This window comes from Bartonella sp. MM97QHHN (assembly GCF_042194285.1).
Taxonomy (GTDB): domain Bacteria; phylum Pseudomonadota; class Alphaproteobacteria; order Rhizobiales; family Rhizobiaceae; genus Bartonella.
The window spans coordinates 133609-153296 of record NZ_JBHIMS010000113.1 but is presented as its reverse complement, the minus strand read 5'-3'; the positions used below and the strand labels follow the sequence as shown (position 1 = coordinate 153296).

Here is a 19688-nt window from a genome sequence, read left to right as displayed (position 1 = left end):
ACAGGCTATTTTGAAATTGCAACTTTTTTCTTGACTGATTTTGTCATGTTTAATATGGTCTTCTAATGATTTTGTGCCGTTGTCAAAATCATTCCTGCTTGGCTGGCAAGTTTTAATCAGTGAGTCCAGCCTTTTTGTATTAAAAAAATTTCAAAACAGAGAGGGGATGTTTAAAAGGGTTATGATGTGTTATGCAAATAAGACGAAAAAATATCTATAAAAGCTGTGTAATTTTAAGTGCATTATCGGTTTGTATACCTTCATTTGTTTTTGCACAAAATAAAGATGGAAGTGCTGTCACTGAACTCAAACCAATCCTTATTAAAGGAAAAAAAATAGAAGATGCTTCAAATTCAATAACCATTCTGACTGATCGTAAGACCAACAAGAATATTGATGAAAGACAAATAACTGATGTTTATGATGTGAGTCGTCTTAATCCTTCCGTATCCTATAACTCAGAAAATAACAGTTTCGTTATTCGGGGTTTAGATGCAAACCGTGTTCTTACGACAATGGATGGTATTTCTCTTCCATGGTTTAATGATATATTCCGTGGTGGAGGTGGAAACACAACTTTTGATTTCAATGCTCTTTCTACGTTTGATACTATTCAAGGATCAGATTCTAGTCTTTATGGTTCTGGCGCCTTAGGGGGAATCATTGCGTTGCGTACCCTTGATCCTGAAGACCTGATCGTGGAAGAAAAGAATTGGGGAAGCCTTATAAAAGGTGGTTATAATTCTGTTGATAACAGCTGGCGCATCGATCAAGCTTTTGCTGTGCGTAATTACCGGACATTTTTACTTTTTCAAGGATCTTATGTAGAAGGTCATGAGCGCAAAAATATGGGAACAGTAGAAGGGTATGAGGAACGCACGCGTAAAAACCCTTCTCACTTTGATAAAAATAACTTGCTTTTTAAAATTCATCAATATTTGAGTGATAATCACCGCCTTGGTTTTACCGCAGAGCGTTTTGGTCATAATAGTAACACACATGAATTAAATTCGTCTAAAAGATACGCTCCAGGTTCCGTTTATGAGCAGGATAATAAACTTCGTGAGCGCTTTTCTCTTTCTTATAATTATAATGGTAATGGTGATGCAGTTCTTGATGTGTTTAATGGGCAGCTTTATTGGCAAAGGCAATCAAGTCGTTACGTTATGACAGGCGTTCGTGTTTCAGCACCCAAAGGGGATTATTTGAGAGATAATTTCTTGCGTAATATCAATTATGGTTTCAATGCTGATGCCCTTAAAAAAGTGGATTTTGGCACTATAAACCATACGTTAAAGTTTGTAATGAATGTTTCGTCATCTAAATTTCATCACTATTTGTTAGGTAAAGACAACTGTCATATAAAAGAATACGCTCGGGGATGTCTTTTTGTTCCTGCTAATCGATCAGATTCACCAGACACAAATGGTTACAATTTAGGTTTTGTTTTTGAAGATGAAATTGGGTTGGTTGATGATCGTTTTCGTGTAATACCGGGAATCCGGTATGATTGGTACAAATATGTTCCTCAGAAAACACCTTCTTATGAGAAAGCATTGATTTCTGATAAATTCCCTCCAGAAAGAAGTGGTTCACGCTTTTCTCCTAAATTACGCGTGGAGTGGGATGTTCGTAATCAAGTAACGCTCTATGCTCAGTGGGCACAGGCTTTTCGTGCACCACGTATTTCAGAACTTTACGTCTCTTATATCAAACCTTCTGCTTATTATGTGAAAGGGAATCCTGATCTTCAACCAGAAACAAGCAATGGGTATGATGTTGGTCTACGGTATGGAAATGTAAATTTCGGTGGTTCCTTCAATGCCTTTTTCAATCAATATAAGAATTTCATAGATACTGAGGATAGAGGGCCATCAGAGGAATTTAGATTTGCGCGTCGGCATTACATGAATCGTTTTCACGTGCAAATTTTTGGTGTTGAAACAAAAGCCCATTTAGTTCTTAAAAATGGTTTTCATAGCAATGTTGCTCTTGCTTATTCACAAGGAAAAGATCTTGATAAAAAGGAGTATCTTAACTCAATTCCTCCTTTGAAAGCAGTTATCGGATTAGGATATGCAAAAGAGGTTTGGGGAAGCGATATTATCCTTACTTTGGCAGCTAAACGTGACAAAGTAGCCGGAGAATCTGATTACCAAAAAATTCCAGGATATCATGTCGTTGATATGACAGGGTGGTGGAAACCATTCGGTGAAACGGGACCTATTCTAAGAGCCGGTGTTTATAATCTTTTCAATACAAAATATTGGAATGTATCTGAACTTCCTTCAGGTAAAAGTTCAACACCAAAAGATTATTATAGCCAGCCTGGTCGTAACTTTAAGGTGTCGTTTGTACAAAAGTTTTAGTCACTTCTGTTAATTATTCGGTCAATAAAATCGTATTGATAAAAGGATTAATTATTGTGTTTCTATTTTCAACATCTTTTAAATTACAAAGATTTGGTAGAAAAGTTTTAATTCTTTCTGTTTTATCGTTTTTTGATTGCTCAGCTGTTGGCGATAGAGTGTTATTTTGTGATAGATTGAACTCTTAAAAGAATTTAATTTATTGCCTTGGAATTGTAAAATTTGAAAGTTAGTTTTTGAGTTAAGTAACATAAGGTAAATTCATGGCACATACAGCTGAAATGATTCTTCGTTTGCGTGAAGAAAAAAAAGAAATGCGAAACCGCGATTTTGCGGTTTCGATTGGTATATCTGAAGCAGAGCTTATTGCGGCTTATTGTACCATTGGAAAAGCAAAAAGGCTACAAACTGATGTTGCTACTCTCTTAGAAAATGCACCTCGACTTGGAACCGTCATGGTCTTAACTCGCAATGAATATGCTGTTCACGAAATAACGGGACGTTTTGAAAAAATTGTTCAAAACGAACATATTCCTATCACACTTGGTGAAATTGATTTGCGTATTTTTACAAAACAATGGAAGTTCGGTTTTGAATATGATGTCGTTATTCTTGGAAAACCTACAAAAAGTCTGCAATTCTTTGATCAACATGGCGTTGCTATTTTAAAGGTCTATTCTAAAGATATGACAAATATGGAAGAGTGGAATAAACTTGTTGAAAAGCTCCTTCTTGAAGATCAGTCTCCTGTTCTTAACATTCTTCCCGTTTTTCTCCCAGCCCAATGTGACATAACAGAATTGGATATTGAGAGTTTTCGGGATCGTTGGCGGAAAATGACAGATGTACACCAACTTCACAAAATTATTTCCGAATTTAAAATTAATCGACATCATGCTGTAAAATATGTTGGTAATGAATTTGCCGATGAATTACAGGTAAATGCTGTTGAAATAATGCTTAACCAAGTCGCACAACAAGAACTGCCAATCATGTGTTTTGTTGGGAATAAAGGGTGTATTCAAATTTTTAGTGGGACTGTAAAAAATATTAAGCAAATGGGACCTTGGCTTAATGTTCTTGATCCAAGATTTGACCTTCATTTACTCACGTCCGGAATTGCTAGAGTATGGCATGTTCGCAAACCTACCCGTGATGGTTATGTCAGTTCACTTGAAGTTTTCGATAAAGATGATGAGATGGTTATTCAATTCTTTGGCGTACGCAAGGAGGGTCAAAAAGAACGTGAAGATTGGCGTTCTTTATTGAATAGTTTGCCATCATGCCAAGAAAACAGCAGTAACTAAGATAAGGTTAGACATGTTCATATCTCTTTTACATAGGTTATCAAACCTTTTTCTTATGTGTTTACTGCTCTCTCTTACTTGTTTTTCTAAACAAGTAATTGCTGAACCTGCAACGCGTTTTCCTGAAAATGCTCGAATTGTTTCTATCGGCGGAGCACTTACAGAAATTGTCTATGCATTGGGAGCCCAAGATCAACTTGTCGCCCGTGATAGTACAAGCGTCTACCCACAAGAAGCGCTCAAGCTTCCTGTGCTTGGATATATGCGTGCTCTTTCACCTGAGGGGGTTTTATCACTTGCTCCAGAGGGTATATTGCTTGTTGAAGGAAGTGGTCCCGCTTCAACAATTGATATTCTCAAAAAAACATCGATACCTCTGGTGATCATACCAGAAGACTACTCCCGTGAAAATGTGATAGAAAAGATTCGCCTCGTTGGTCAAGCCATTCATCGGGAAGTGCAAGCCGCGGCGTTAATTGAGAAATTGAAGCGTAATTTTTTAGACAACGATGCGCTTTTGGCGAAAGTAACAACACCAAAGCGTGTTCTTTTTGTTTTCTCTGTGCAAAATGGACGCGTCATGGCATCTGGAACAGGTACTGCAGCTGATAGTATGATCAAACTTTCAGGCGCTATCAATGCTATCACCGATTATAAAGGATATAAACTTCTCAACGGCGAAGCATTATTGAAATCAGATCCTGATGTTATTTTGCTTGTAAAACATGGTGCAAGATCAACCAGCATTGATAAGATTTTAGCCATACCGGCAGTTCAAGCAACAACTGCAGCGAAAAATCATGCCATAAAACAGATGGATGCTATGTATTTTTTGGGATTTGGTCCACGTACTGCAGACGCATCAAGAGAACTTATTGAGATACTTTATGGTGCACATCAAAACGGTAAGAGCTGATAAAAATGGTAGACGGTACATCCAGGATGCATTTACCTAAAGAAAAAGAAGGTAAAAAAATAAACCGTTCAAAACAGGGGAAGATTTTATTATTAAGCTTAATAATATTCCTTATTTTCAGTATTTTTGGTGGGCTCTTGAATGGTGCAGCAAAGGTTTCTTTCGTTGATCTCCTCCATGTGATGCTTACACAAGATTTTTCGGTAAGTAGTAAAACGCGTGATTACCTCGTGCTCATCGACATAAGGCTTCCCCGTGTTATCTTGGGATTATTGATTGGAGCAGCTTTAGCTGTCTCCGGTGTTCTTATGCAAGGGCTTTTTCGTAATCCTCTTGCAGATCCCGGAATTGTAGGTGTATCAGCAGGTGCTGGACTTGGAGCAGTCTTAGCAATTGTTGTCGGCATTGCTTTTCCTGTTTCTTTTGCACCTTTTCTAGAGCCTTATAAAGTTATCATAGGTGCTTTTTTTGGTGGACTTTTATCAACGATTATTCTCTACATAATAGCAACGCATAACAGCTTTACCTCTATTGCAACCATGCTGCTTGCTGGCATTGCTCTTGGTGCATTAAGCAGTGCTGTTGTCGGAACATTGATTTTTGTCGCAAATGACCAACAACTGCGTGATATCACTTTTTGGAGTCTGGGCTCTCTTGCGGGCGCTACATGGTTGAAAGTATGGCTCGTTCTCCCTTTTATCGTTATTGGTCTTCTTTTCTCTCCCTTTTTATCACGAGCACTTAATGCCCTTGCTCTTGGAGAAGCTGTTGCTGGCCATATTGGTTTCCATATTCAACGCGTCAAAAATATTGCTATTCCTCTTGTTGCTCTTATGTGCGGCAGTGCTGTTGCTGTCAGTGGTGGTATTGGTTTTATTGGTATTATTGTTCCTCATATTTTACGTCAGCTCATTGGTCCTGATCATCGCTATCTCATTCCTTGCTCTGCTCTCTTGGGAGCAGCATTACTTATTTTTGCTGATATGTTTGCACGCTTAATTGTTGCCCCCGCAGAATTGCCGATTGGGATTGTAACAGCACTTTTTGGTGCACCTTTCTTTCTATGGATCCTTATATGCAAACGAGGAACAGACTTTTCATGATTGAAGCGACAAATATTTGTGTTCAGCGCGGAAAGAAGCAGATTCTTAAACACATTAATCTTCAAGCTAAAAGTGGTGCTTTTACCATTATTATTGGTCCTAATGGATCAGGAAAAAGTACTTTTATCAAAGCTCTGAGTGGTGAAATTCCTTACAGTGGAAAAATAACCTTAAATGGTTATAATGTATGCCAAACAAAAACTCATGTAATGGCAAAAATGCGCGCTGTACTACCACAATCAACAACGCTCGTATTTCCATTCTTAGTCCATGAAGTTGTAGGGCTTGGCCTTTCTGTAAACCAATTTAGCATTGCCAAAGCCGAATTGCAAAATCTTATCCAGAAAGCTTTAGAGTGCGTTGACCTTTCTGATTATGGCAACCTGTATTATCACCAATTATCAGGCGGAGAACAAGCTAGAGTGCAACTTGCCCGTGTACTTTGCCAAGTCTGGAAACCTGTTCATAATGGGATTCCTCGCTGGATGATATTAGATGAACCTATTGCTAGCCTCGATATTCAACATCAAATCATCGTTATGGATATTGCTAAACAATTTGCTCATTCTGGTGGCGGTGTTCTTGCTGTTCTTCATGACCTCAATCTCGCGGCACATTATGCAGATAACATGATCTTGCTCAAGGAAGGTAAGATTTATTGCGAAGGAAATGCAACTAATGTTTTGACAACACAAAATCTCCGCAATGTTTATCATTGTTCTTTAAACGTTTCTGAATTACCTAAAGAAGATATCCCTTTTATACTCCCTCAAACGACATCCTCCTATGAAATTAGATCTCTAAGCTATCGGCTTCAATCTAAAAACTAAAGTCCATAGCAAAATAAAACACGCAAATATTCAAGAATCTTTTTTATTTTTATATGAATTCCTTTTTGTCATCTATCATAAAAAAAGAAGACCAATTACCCTAAAGATATTTTTTGAAAAAAATACCAGTTTAAAATCTTTCAAGATTTTACGTAACTAAAAACATGTGAAGTTTTGTTTTGTTATCAAATTTTTAGATAATACGAATTTATACAACATAAATATGCGTTTTCTCACTCTTTCTATCACTTTTATCTTTATAAAAATGATTCAAGAAATACATACAAATGCCTTTGTTATAATAACGGGTGTATTATTTATATCTTCTAAGGACTATATAGAAATCAAGTACCTTTCTCCCCTCCATAAAAGATTTATTTGTAGCTTTAATGGTAATGTTTTCTTTATAACACATATACTTTAGCTTTTTTTATAAATAAATATTGATTTACAATGATATTTTTACTTTTCTCTCTCTATTAAAAAATTGTTTATTGGCATATCATAAAGAATTAACCTATTGAATAAAAACTTTAAAATAAACTCAATAACGCTTCTTGTAAGCCCCCTAATGCAAAAACAATACGGAATATAGGGATGAGGAGAGAGTATAGAAATAGCGTTGCTCTGCTGCTTCACAAGCATAACGATGATTCCACTCAAAGGGGTACACTATCATTTACAGATAAAGCCTCCTACCATGGCAATGCAAAGAAATGAAATCGACAACAAGGTGAAAAATATCTTTATAAGATGAATTAACTCATACAGGGTTATGCTATTTTTGCACAAAAAACGCTAAAAATATTGTACTTTTTTATGCCTCAGGTTGAATAATTTTACTACCTTCCCCTATCAAAACACCTTATGAAAAAATATATCTCCAGATCTCTTCACGGCACAGTTTAAATGATTTTTACACATTTTCCCTATGTTATCGTACAATTATAAAAAAGTTATGATTTTCTTTTTTTTATAATAAATTATATCCTTAACTCTTTCTTTCAATCATTTTAAAATTGTTTTTTCACTCTCTCAAGTATCCTATTAACAATATAGATTTCCTTTTCATATGCATAGAAAATAACGCGGAATTGCTCCGCGTTAACAAAATTATCAAGGTGTATAGATTATTATTACTTAAACATACTCATGATTTTATAGCATAGACAACGGTTGTATTAACAGGGCGCGTTTCTGCCTCACCCGTATGGGAAAGAGTTACCTTGTGTGTATGTGCACCAGCAGAAGCTGTTCTCCCTTTCAGGGTCGCATTATAAGTATAATGATTCGGGAGTCTCCCAATATCACCAACGGGCCATCCTACCCCTTGATACTCAAAATTATGCGCATGCTCGCCTGCGTTTTCAATACTCCCAATATGCGTATGTGATTTTATGCTATCTTGTTGTTCATCTGCAAACTTTCTACCACCATCTAAACCCCGACCATTATCAAAGCCGCGTAAAAACATACCTCTAAAATCAGGAACTTTAAAAGTTTTATTGCTGTCTTTTCCCCATTTATCACCTATTGCCTCGAATAACTGCGGATAATCTTCACGCTTATAGGCCTTACCATCACATAAAAGCCAACCATTTGGCACATTTTGCATAGCAAATGTTGCAATGAATCCAGAGGGGAAACTTTCTATCTTAGGTGGTGTAGGGTTTAATAAATACCAACCCTCATGCTCTTTTATTAAAACACCATTATTGTATACCATTTCATAAATGCCATCTGTTTGAAATTCTCCACCTTCTAATGGTATAACCCCCGTATCAGTGGCTTTATAGATAAGCTTTTCTCCTATATTATTAACAGTTATTGTTGTCACGCCAATATTTACACCACAAGCTTTAAAACGTATGACGATATCATTGTTGTATTTCTTTATAGGCGAAACTGTCTTTAAGGTAATTAATGTTGTTTTATCTTCCAAATTTACTATAAAGCTTGAATTAATAGATCCACCATTATCTGCAAGATATTCGCGCACGCGCTGCATCATCGCCCGTGCACTATCATTAACAGAACTAGGCGGCTGTCCTTCTGCCCAATTAATGATACTATCTGAATAAGCATTTTCATCAGCCTTTAGAGACCAATCGTAAATATTAGACATTTTAAATCCCCCATTATTTTCATAGTTTTTCTAACAACTTCTCGTTCTGTGCACTAAAATGTGCTGCCGCTGTTGATTGGTACATCATAACCACTGCACCATCCTTATTTACGTATTTTATCTCTCTTCACTCCTTCCAATTTTATAACCTAAATTCACCAGACGCTTTTCATAACATTAGTATTAATGCTTTCTCTTCTAATGTATAATCTAACTAACTCATCTTATGTTACTTAATATCTTGTTTTGTTGCTTTGCTGTTGTTATATAATTATTTTTTAAATCTTGCATCTTGTTGCAAAATTTATAAATACTATTCAAATTTTTCCTTATTATGGATTTCATATAACCATTACTGAATGTAATAACTTATCATCCACATAGAAAGTTTCTGACTTAAACATTATCTTTTTTTTCAATAGCTTAAATCTATCTCGTCGATATTTTATACCATATATTTTAAACAAAGAAATTCTATCTTTTAGCTATCATTTGTATTAAAATTTTAAAAATTAGCTTCAAATTTTTTATATGCTTCATTATGTTTTTATTCCCACGCACATACTTTGTTCTATTTTATTCAATTTATTTCTGAAATTGTGTCACAAGATTAGCACCAATGTTTTTTTTGAATAAGCTTTTGTTCAATCTAAATGTATCACAGAGAATATATTCAATATGGACATTTGCTCCACACTTTCATTAAACTGGAAATAAAATACTTTGAAATATTCAATATCACACACCTTCACAAAATTTGAAGGTTGTATCCGATCCGGAAAAAATTAAAAAGCATAACCTAGCCTCTCCCCCAATTTTTATGAACAATATCCTTGTTTTTTAAACGCCCCATAACCAACTTTTCCCCTCCCACAGTTAACACATCTACCTCTATATATTATTATATGTATATTTTTTTTGCAAGAACAATAAATCATTCTAAACAACATCTTGCAATTATTGGTGTTCTTCTTAATTCAAGACAATATTATTTTTAATAATAAAGATTAGGTATTGTTTCACGCTTTTGTTTATCGCATTCTTAATGGGAACATCCCCCTCATGAAGAATAGAATGCCCCAAACAAAATATAATGATATTGCATATTACGCACTTTTTAAGAAATATTGCTCAAAATATACTCCTTTCATTTTACGACAGCGCACGTCCATGATACAATAGCAAGCCATTATAGATCATCAGCTTTAAGATTTTGAAGATACAAGTGGAATCCATCATACATTTTGTTGTCCCCCACGTTTTGACAGCCTCACATCTTAGAATGTTCATTAAATGACATTTGGCTTCCTTTCTTCAAGTGCTTTGCCCCATACGCTCCCATTTATGACGTGCAAGGAAATGTTTTTATATGAAAAGATATATGATGAGAGGATCTTATGGTATTCTGAGTTATTATTTTAATATGAAAAAAATCTCAATCAGAGCCATAAACTATCTACTTTTCCCTGATAGTCCGTTTTTAACTTTATTCTGGTTTATAAAAGCTTCAATATCATAGTTTATCACTTCATAATATCTATTTTCACTCTTAAAAACAAACCAAAATTGTTTAAAATATATTTTTATGATTGACAATATAGATATTTAAGCCAACCATATTCGTATTAACAAAAATACTTCAAGTGGGAGGAGGCATGCAAATATTAGAATAGATATTGTTTTAGTTTTTCAAAATAATTTTTCTTGAGATGTATTGGGTTTTCTTTGCTATAAAGCAATACTATCCCTATTCTTCTGAATGCTCGTAATTGATAATTTGAATACATCTCCATTAACATCATAACTCCATTAACATCGCAACCTATTTTTGAACTCTGTGTCTATAAGGAAAAAGTTTGTGCAGAAAAATACTCCATCAATCAGTTGTAGCCCCTTTCCCGCTTCACGCAAAATTTATCAACAGAGCCTTCTCTTTTCTGATGTGCGCGTACCATTGCGTGAAATTTCACTGGCTGATGGCAGTGGTGAAAAACCTTTAAACGTCTACGATACTTCTGGCCCCTACACAGATAAAGATATGATCATTGATATTACAAAAGGCCTGCCAGCAATTAGCTTGCCTTGGCTCTCTAAGCGGGATGATACTGAAACTTATCCTGCACGATTAGTTAAACCTGAAGATAATGGATTGACTTCTGATAAAAACCTTACACCAGCCTTTAAGCAAAAACGTTCTATTTTACGAGCAAAAAATGGCAAAGCAATTACACAAATGGCTTACGCACGCGCAGGCATTATTACCGAAGAAATGGAATATGTGGCTATACGAGAAAATGAAGGATTAGCAGTAGAAGAACGGCAGAATGTACCATCAAATGAAACATTTGCTGGATCAATACCAGAAATTTATACTGCGGAATTTGTTCGCAATGAAATTGCTTGTGGACGCGCCATTATCCCACAAAACATTAATCATCCAGAATGCGAACCCATGATTATTGGACGTAATTTTCGTGTTAAAATTAATGCCAATATTGGCAATTCAGCAGTGACTTCATCTATGGAAGAAGAAGTTGATAAAATGGTTTGGGCCATTCGCTGGGGAGCAGATACAGTTATGGATCTCTCAACAGGTCGAAACATTCACAATATTCGTGAGTGGATTATTCGAAATGCCCCTGTTCCCATCGGGACTGTTCCTCTGTATCAAGCACTCGAAAAAGTACAGGGTATTGCCGAAAACTTAACATGGGACATTTTCCGTGATACCCTTATTGAGCAAGCAGAGCAAGGGGTTGATTATTTTACCATTCATGCGGGATTAAGACTACCTTTTATCCCTTTGACCGTTGATCGGGTAACAGGTATTGTTTCACGAGGTGGTTCTATTATGGCAAAATGGTGTTTGCATCATCATAAAGAAAGTTTTCTTTATGAACATTTTGATGAAATTTGTGATATTGCAAAAACGTATGACATCTCTCTTTCATTGGGGGATGGATTGCGTCCTGGCTCTATTGCCGATGCCAATGATGAAGCCCAATTTGCAGAGCTTAAAACCTTGGGAGAATTGACAAAAATTGCTTGGAAAAAAGATGTACAGGTTATGATTGAAGGCCCTGGGCATGTCCCAATGCACAAAATTAAAGAAAATATGGAGCAACAATTAGATCTTTGTCATGAGGCGCCTTTTTATACTTTGGGACCTCTTACAACAGACATTGCTCCTGGTTATGACCATATTACATCAGCAATTGGTGCCGCTATGATTGGATGGTTTGGAACTGCTATGTTGTGTTATGTAACACCTAAAGAACACCTAGGACTGCCCGATAGGAATGACGTAAAAACTGGTGTGATTACTTATAAAATTGCTGCTCATGCCGCAGACCTTGCCAAAGGTTTGCCTAGAGCACAATTGCGCGATAATGCTCTTTCGCGTGCACGATTTGATTTTAGATGGCATGATCAATTTAACCTTTCTCTTGATCCAGAAACAGCCTGTGCCTTTCATGATGAGACAATGCCTAAAGAAGCCCATAAATTGGTGCATTTTTGTTCCATGTGTGGACCAAAGTTCTGTTCTATGCGTATTTCCCATGATATTCGTGAGGCAGCCGCAATAAGAAAAACAAAAGGGGAAGGTATGATCGCCATGGCCGAAAAATATCAGAAAAATGGTGACCTTTATATGGAAATTGTTCCTCCTCAAAAAAAGAAAGTAAATAGTTGAAGAACATTCTTATCAAAGGTGCAGGTGTAGGCGGCTTAACAGCTGCCTTTATGTTAAAGCAAAAAGGTGCTTCTGTTACTGTATCAGCCCCCTCTCATTCACCTATAGGAAGTGCTAGTTGGTATGCAGGAGGAATGCTCGCACCTTACTGTGAAAGGGAAAGTGCAGAACAAATTGTTGAAGATCTTGGTGTACAAGCTATACAATGGTGGCGTAAAACGCTCCCCAACCTTGTCATACAAAAAGGCACTTTAGTGGTTGCACCTACACGAGATAGAGGAGAGCTTGAACGATTTTCTGTGCGTACGCATAATCACAAAACCATAGATAATACAGAAATAGCTCATCTTGAACCAGATCTTGCTGAACGTTTTAACTGTGCACTCTTTTATGAAAATGAAGCCCATATTGACCCTCGCAAAGCACTTATGGCTTTAAAAGAAAAGCTTCTCAACAATGGAGCCTGTTTTGTTGATGTAGAGAAGGCTGAAAAAAATTTTGATATTGTTATTGATGCGACAGGAATAGCACGTTTAGGAAAAGATAAAAATATACGGGGCGTACGCGGTGAAATGCTTCTCGTGCGCTGCACCGATATTAAAATTTCGCGTCCAATTCGTCTTCTTCACCCACGGTTTCCTCTTTACATTGTACCTCGACAAGATAATATTTTTATGATTGGTGCAACGATGATTGAAAGTGACTTTGATGGTGCAATCTCTGTAAGATCAATGATGGAACTGCTCAACGCGGCTTATACTTTACATCCTGCTTTTGCTGAAGCAGAAATTATTGAATCTGGCGTTGGTGTTCGTCCATGTTATCCTAATAACTTCCCTTCTGTGCATAAAGATGGTAACTTTATTTCTATTAATGGATTTTATAGACATGGTTTTCTGTTGTCTCCAGAAATGGCAAAACGAGCAATGAAATTGGCATTGGAATAAAGCATGCAAATATTTGTTAATGGTGAAACAGTCCAAACAGAAGTTATGACTCTCGGTCTCTTGCTTGAAGAATTGGGGTATGAAGGGAATTGGCTTGCAACTGCTGTTAACGCTGAAGTTGTTCCTATAGATGCACGAAGCCAATTTGTCTTGCATGAAGGAGATAAAATTGAAATTTTAAGCCCAATGCAAGGAGGCTAAAATTATGCTGAATCTTTATGGACGACAATTCTCTTCCCGTCTTCTATTAGGTACAGCGCAATATCCTTCACCAGCAATCCTTCGTGATGCTATTCATAAATCGAATACGGAAATTGTAACTGTTTCCTTGCGCCGTGAAACTGCAGGAGGAAAACAAGGCGGACAATTTTGGCAATTTCTTCAAGATCTTGGGGTAACAGTGCTTCCTAATACTGCTGGTTGTTATACTGTTAAAGAAGCCGTAACCACAGCGCAATTAGCAAGAGATCTTTTTAAAACAGCTTGGATTAAACTCGAAATTATCGGTAATTCAGACACCTTACAGCCAAATATTTTTTCCTTAATCGAAGCTGCTCAAATTTTAAACAATGAAGGTTTCAAAATTTTTGCCTATACAACGGATGATCTCATTGTTGCTGAAAAACTTTTCGACATTGGTTGCCGTGTTATTATGCCTTGGTGTGCTCCTATTGGTTCTGCCAAAGGACCTCATAATACTGATGGATTGCGTTCTATCCGTGCTTACCTTCCTGATGCTACTCTTGTTATTGATGCCGGCATTGGACGCCCATCACATGCCGCCATTGCGATGGAACTAGGTTATGATGCAGTACTGCTTAATACCGCAGTTGCTAAAGCAGCTGATCCTGTCTTAATGGCTGAAGCATTTTCTAAAGCTGTTCAAGCAGGACGTATGGGATATAAAGCTGGCATGATCGAAGCACGCAATGTAGCAGTCCCTTCAACACCAATCATTGGAAAAGCGGTATTTTCATGAAACTGGATCCATTTTACCTCATCGTTGATAACGCTGATTGGATTGAACGTTTGCTTCCTCTTGGTATCAAGCTCGTACAATTGCGTATGAAACATGAAAATCAACAAATAATCCGTCAACATATTAAGCGTGCAAAAAACATATGCAATAAATTGGGAGCACAATTAATTATTAATGATCATTGGGAAATAGCAATTGATGAAAAGTGTAATTTTATTCATCTGGGACAAGAAGACCTGAGCAATGCTGATCTTCACGCAATTCGTAAAAGTGGTATAAAAGTTGGTCTTAGTACACATGATGAATATGAATTGGATACCGCACTCTCTGCTAATCCTGAGTATATTGCACTTGGTCCTATTTATCCGACAATCTTAAAAAAAATGAAATGGATGCCGCAAGGACTAGAGAAAATCAAACAATGGAGAAAGCGGATTGGTGCTTTACCTTTGGTGGGTATTGGTGGTTTAACACCAGAACGCGCAGTTGGTGTTTTAAAAGCAGGAGCAAATAGTGCTGCTGTTGTGACTGATATTATCCTCCATAAAAAACCTGAAGAACGTGTACAGCAGTGGATAAAAGTGACACAAACATGGCGTTGATACCTTCCATTCTTATTGTTGCGGGCACTGATCCAACAGGAGGTGCTGGTATTGTTCGTGATATAGAAACCACTGCGCATTTTCAAATAAAAGCAAATTTAGCAATTACTTGTGTTAACGTACAAGATGATAATCGCGTTGTCGAAATCATTCCAATGCGTGGAGACCTCGTCGCTGCGCAAATGCGTGCTGCCCTAGAAGCAAATCCAATAAGCGCAATAAAAATCGGTATGACGGGGACAAAAGCAATTATAGCAGTAATCTGTAACGTACTCAAAGACTATCCCCATGTTCCAGTTATTTTGGACCCTGTACTTGTCGCTTCATCAGGAGGAAAACTAATAACGGAAACAATCATCGACACTATGATCGATAAACTGCTTCCTCATGTTGATCTTTTAACACCGAATAGAGAAGAACTCGCTCTTCTTAGCCAAAGTCCATTGGCATCTCATGATAAGCAAGCAATACAACAAGCAAAAAAACTTTTGTCATTGGGAGCTCGCTCTATTTTAGTAAAAGGGGGACATGCAGAAGGTCCTCTTGCAATTGATAGCTTCATTGACAAAACTGAAGTCATAAATATCTCTACTCCACGTTTAAAAGGAACAATGCGAGGAACAGGTTGCATTCTCTCAAGCGCTATTGCAGCGCATTTAGCATTAAATGAACCTCTCATTTCAGCTGTAAAAAAAGCAAAAGCATATATCCACACATTGCTTTTAACCCATTGTAAAAATAGTTTATAACGTCTTAGTATTTTCTTATATAAAAGTAATATTTATATATTTCAATTAATATATTTAATATTTTTAATAAAAGTTATTAAAAAATATAATAATATAAAATTTATACTTAATTTTATAAATAAAATACTACAAAATTCACTTTCATTAAGTATTGAATATAGAATATAATGATAAAAAATATTATCACACCACTTGCATTCAGTAAAAAATTCTTTTATTATGAGTGAGTTTAGTCTGTTTAAAAAGTTAAAATAGCGCAATTTAAACAAATTATACATTTAAAGATGCATATAATCGCGAACACTCGCATTTTACGATTTGCCTTTTTTGTGAAAAGAGAGAAGCCTATCAGCGTTCTTATACATTAATGGCTAGCGAATACATTTAATAAAACTTGAAGGATAATTTTGTTTGATCTATAATCGCTAGATCATTAGAAAAAGTAAAATGTTAAATCAAACGCCTTGCTCAATTTCCTATGAAGAACTCTTAAACTTTTATAAAGAAAGTGGTGCGGATGCCGTTCTGACAGATTTTCCTATTGATCGTTTTAAGCAGTCTGCTTGTTCAGAGAGAAAATTAACGCCTGTTGTTAACATTTCTCATAATCAACAAGCATCTCCCAAAACATCTCCAACCGTAAAATTAGATCATCATCAGCTGCATAACTCTAGGACTATACAAAATGAATCCACAGCTATAGAGAGTGCAAAAAGTGCAAAGACACTTGATGAATTAAAATCTGCTCTCCTTGCATTTAATGGCTGTTCATTAAAATTGACAGCAAAAAATACCTGTTTTTCAGATGGAACAGCAGGAAGCCCCCTGATGCTTATAGGCGAAGCACCAGGACGAGACGAGGATATACAAGGAATTCCTTTTGTGGGAAAAGCTGGGATGTTGCTTAATAAAATCCTCGCATCAATTGGCTTAACAAGAAATAATGTTTACATTGCCAACACTATTCCTTGGCGTCCACCAGGAAATCGTACACCAACACCAAGAGAAGTTGCCTTGTGCCGCCCTTTTATTGAACGGCACATTTATTTAGCGCGTCCTCGTGTTCTTATAGCACTGGGAGGCGTTGCTGCACAGTTTCTTACTGGATCTCAAAATGGGATTATCCGAACAAGAGGGAAATGGCATATCTATGAAAGCGAGGATAATATAAAAATACCTGTTATGCCAACTTTCCACCCAGCTTACCTTCTTAGAACCCCTAGTCAAAAGAAGCTTACATGGATAGACTTCTTAGAAGTAAAAAATCGCCTCGACAGCCTTTTGTAATTCTTTAATCCTATATTGCTTCTAAAATTAACACACCCTTCTTTAACTCTTAAAATACAAATGGGAAAAAACTATGAAACAGCCAATAACATCTATTTATCGTTTGGAAGACTACCAACCAACCCCTTACGTTATCCCTAAAACACAACTTTCTTTCCAATTAGCACCGACAAAAACCTATGTTACAGCCATATTGTCTATTGAATCCCGTCACGATACAAAAGAATTAGCACCTCTTGTTCTTTCTGGTGATGATCTTACTTTAATTTCTGTTTCTATTAATGATGAGATATTAGCCCCAAACACTTATAAAGTGACGCCTTCACGTTTAGAAATTACAACGCCACCAACGGCTCCTTTTACATTGAAATTGGTTACGGAACTGAATCCTGAAAGCAACCGCCAACTTATGGGGCTTTATCTTTCAAATGGTGTTTATTGTTCACAATGCGAATCGGAAGGTTTTCGTCGTATTACTTATTTTTACGACCGCCCAGATGTTCTTTCTACCTATAGAGTGAAAATTGAAGCAGATACCCAAACAATCCCAATCTTGCTTTCAAATGGTAATCTGGTGGAAACAGGAACTTTAGAGAATAATCGCCATTTTGCCATTTGGGAAGATCCTTATCCCAAACCATCTTATCTCTTTGCTTTAGTAGGTGGAGATCTTGATAAGTTAGAAGACCATTTTACAACTGTATCTGGACGACGTATCGAGCTTGGTATCTATGTAGAAAAAGGAAAAACCGAACGCGCAACCTATGCAATGGATGCTCTTAAACGTTCCATGCGTTGGGATGAACAATGTTTCGGACGCGAATATGATCTTGATGTTTTCAATATTGTTGCTGTGTCCGACTTTAACATGGGAGCAATGGAAAACAAAGGCCTTAACGTTTTTAATGATAAATATGTTCTTGTCGATCCTGAAACAGCAACCGATCAGGATTATAGAAATGTTGAACGTGTCATTGCACATGAATATTTCCATAATTGGAGCGGTAATCGTGTTACCTGTCGCGATTGGTTTCAACTCTGTTTAAAAGAAGGATTCACTGTTTATCGTGATCAGGAATTTTCATCAGATCAAAATGTACGCAGCCTACAGCGAATTGAAAATGTAAAAGCATTAAAAGCGACGCAATTTGCAGAAGACGCAGGACCTCTTGCGCATCCTGTACGTCCTCGTCAATATAGCCAAATTAATAATTTTTACACCACAACTGTTTATGAAAAAGGTGCTGAAGTTGTTCGCATGATACGAACTATTTTAGGTCCTACTCTGTTTCGTAAAGGCACTGATCTTTATTTTCAACGTCATGATGGACAAGCTTGTACAATTGAAGATTTTATTACCTGTTTTGCTGAAGTGTCTGGTCAAGACTTCTCCCAATTCATGCTATGGTATGAACAAGCAGGAACACCCAATGTAGAAATCGATAGTCATTATAGCGATGGTGTTTTAACAATTCATACAAAGCAACATATTCCCGCAACCCCACAACAAAATACAAAAAAGCCTATGCTTATCCCTATCGTATTTGGCTTGTTAGGATCTAACGGAGAAAACCTCACCTATGAAGCAGATACAGATATTCAATCAAATGTTATGCTTTTATCCAAGGAAAGCCAAACGTTTACATTAAAGGGACTGCATGAAAAACCTGTTTTATCACTGCTGCGAGACTTTTCAGCACCAATCATTCTACACACTCCATTCAATGAAAGAGAACTTATTTTTCTTGCACAACATGATGACAATCACATCAATCGCTGGCAATCTCTTAATCATTTAATGACGCAAGCTTTGATTCACAGCATTCAAGATAAAACACAAGAAAAAGCAACACTCCCTTCTGCTTTGCTAAAGCTGATTGAAACGATCATAACAGATGAAACCTTAGAGCCTGAATTTCGTGCCTTCTGTTTAAATTTACCTAGTGAAGTTGAGCTTGCTCATACAATCGGTAAAAATATTGATCCAGATCGTATTCATTATGTCCGCCATCAGTTTTTAGCTTCACTTGCACAAACTCATCAAGAGCTCTTAACAAAATTCTATGGACAAATGCAAACCCAAGAGCCCTATTCACCAAACACAGCACAAGCTGGAAAGCGAGCATTAAAGAATATCATACTGGATTACCTTTCCATTGCTGAAGCCAATCCAAATCGAGCTGCTATACAGTATGCAACAGCTGATAATATGACTGACCGTATGGCGAGTATCGCTGTTCTCGTGAAGCGTTTTAATGAAAGTGAGCAGGCACAAAATGCCTTAAATGATTTTGAAAACCGCTATCAGCATGACCCTTTGGTCATGGATAAATGGTTTTCTATTCAAGCAATGGTTGCTGGCACATCAACACTCGAGAATGTTCAAAAGCTCATGCAACATCCGCTTTTTTCACAAGATAATCCTAATCGTGTACGTTCCCTAATCGGTGTTTTTGCCTCTAACAATCTCACGGGCTTTAATAGGATGGATGGAGCGTCTTATCATTTTCTTTGCCAAGTCATTTTGGAAATTGACAAAAAAAATCCACAGCTTGCTTCACGATTATTAACAATGATGCGCTCTTGGCGACAATTAGAACCTATTCGACAACAAAAACTTGAAACTGAATTAAAAATGATTGCTGCTGCGCCAAAATTATCAAGCGATGTTGCTGATATCATCAACCGTCTGCTCACTTGAAACAAAAAAATATTTTAAATCAATATGCTATAATATTTTTTAAAATAAATTCTATAAACTATTCGATCATCATTAAATC

At 36.7% G+C, this 19688-nt stretch carries 14 protein-coding genes; 13 read left to right on the top strand and 1 reads right to left on the bottom strand.

Annotation, left to right across the window (positions count from 1 at the left end):
- Positions 1-191 precede the first annotated feature (191 nt).
- The 5 genes from ACFIJW_RS09930 to ACFIJW_RS09910 all read left to right on the top strand — a co-directional run bounded on the left by ACFIJW_RS09930 (position 192) and on the right by ACFIJW_RS09910 (position 6525).
- Positions 192-2369, top strand: a complete 2178-nt coding sequence (locus ACFIJW_RS09930; RefSeq protein ID WP_375634306.1) for a TonB-dependent hemoglobin/transferrin/lactoferrin family receptor — start codon at positions 192-194, stop codon at positions 2367-2369.
- Positions 2370-2632: 263 nt separating this feature from the next.
- Positions 2633-3676, top strand: coding sequence for a hemin-degrading factor (locus ACFIJW_RS09925; RefSeq protein ID WP_375634304.1), 1044 nt, complete (start codon positions 2633-2635; stop codon positions 3674-3676).
- 13 nt (positions 3677-3689) lie between these two features.
- Complete coding sequence (locus ACFIJW_RS09920) at positions 3690-4592, top strand: hemin ABC transporter substrate-binding protein (RefSeq protein ID WP_375634174.1); 903 nt, start codon at positions 3690-3692, stop codon at positions 4590-4592.
- Between the two features lie 5 nt (positions 4593-4597).
- Positions 4598-5695, top strand: coding sequence for a FecCD family ABC transporter permease (locus ACFIJW_RS09915; RefSeq protein ID WP_375617630.1), 1098 nt, complete (start codon positions 4598-4600; stop codon positions 5693-5695).
- Positions 5692-6525, top strand: coding sequence for a heme ABC transporter ATP-binding protein (locus tag ACFIJW_RS09910; RefSeq protein ID WP_375634176.1), 834 nt, complete (start codon positions 5692-5694; stop codon positions 6523-6525). Before ACFIJW_RS09915 ends, ACFIJW_RS09910 begins: the two co-directional genes overlap by 4 nt.
- A gap of 1150 nt (positions 6526-7675) precedes the next feature.
- On the opposite strand, the gene ACFIJW_RS09905 is transcribed toward ACFIJW_RS09910, so the two are convergent.
- Positions 7676-8650 (bottom strand): tail fiber protein, encoded by a 975-nt coding sequence (locus tag ACFIJW_RS09905; protein ID WP_375611203.1) that lies wholly within the window; start codon positions 8648-8650, stop codon positions 7676-7678.
- Between the two features lie 1858 nt (positions 8651-10508).
- Between ACFIJW_RS09905 and thiC the strand changes: the two genes are divergently transcribed.
- The 8 genes from thiC (at position 10509) to pepN (ending at position 19609) form a co-directional block, all read left to right on the top strand.
- Positions 10509-12344: a phosphomethylpyrimidine synthase ThiC gene (thiC, locus tag ACFIJW_RS09900; RefSeq protein WP_375617627.1), complete on the top strand. Its 1836-nt coding sequence runs from the start codon at positions 10509-10511 to the stop codon at positions 12342-12344.
- Positions 12341-13291: a glycine oxidase ThiO gene (gene thiO, locus ACFIJW_RS09895; RefSeq protein ID WP_375617626.1), complete on the top strand. Its 951-nt coding sequence runs from the start codon at positions 12341-12343 to the stop codon at positions 13289-13291. Before thiC ends, thiO begins: the two co-directional genes overlap by 4 nt.
- 3 nt (positions 13292-13294) lie before the next feature.
- The gene (gene thiS, locus ACFIJW_RS09890; RefSeq protein ID WP_273791115.1) at positions 13295-13492 is read left to right on the top strand and encodes a sulfur carrier protein ThiS; all 198 of its coding nucleotides are present in this window, start codon (positions 13295-13297) and stop codon (positions 13490-13492) included.
- Positions 13493-13496: 4 nt separating this feature from the next.
- Positions 13497-14270, top strand: coding sequence for a thiazole synthase (locus ACFIJW_RS09885; protein ID WP_375617625.1), 774 nt, complete (start codon positions 13497-13499; stop codon positions 14268-14270).
- Positions 14267-14872 (top strand): thiamine phosphate synthase, encoded by a 606-nt coding sequence (locus ACFIJW_RS09880; RefSeq protein WP_375634178.1) that lies wholly within the window; start codon positions 14267-14269, stop codon positions 14870-14872. Before ACFIJW_RS09885 ends, ACFIJW_RS09880 begins: the two co-directional genes overlap by 4 nt.
- Entirely contained in the window at positions 14863-15621 is a 759-nt protein-coding gene (locus ACFIJW_RS09875; RefSeq protein ID WP_375634300.1) for a hydroxymethylpyrimidine/phosphomethylpyrimidine kinase, read from the top strand. The genes ACFIJW_RS09880 and ACFIJW_RS09875 overlap by 10 nt, the downstream gene beginning before the upstream one ends.
- A 447-nt stretch (positions 15622-16068) precedes the next feature.
- Positions 16069-16908: a uracil-DNA glycosylase family protein gene (locus ACFIJW_RS09870; RefSeq protein WP_375634182.1), complete on the top strand. Its 840-nt coding sequence runs from the start codon at positions 16069-16071 to the stop codon at positions 16906-16908.
- 73 nt (positions 16909-16981) lie between these two features.
- On the top strand, positions 16982-19609 hold the full coding sequence (gene pepN, locus ACFIJW_RS09865; RefSeq protein WP_375634185.1) for an aminopeptidase N: 2628 nt from the start codon (positions 16982-16984) through the stop codon (positions 19607-19609).
- Positions 19610-19688: the final 79 nt, after the last annotated feature.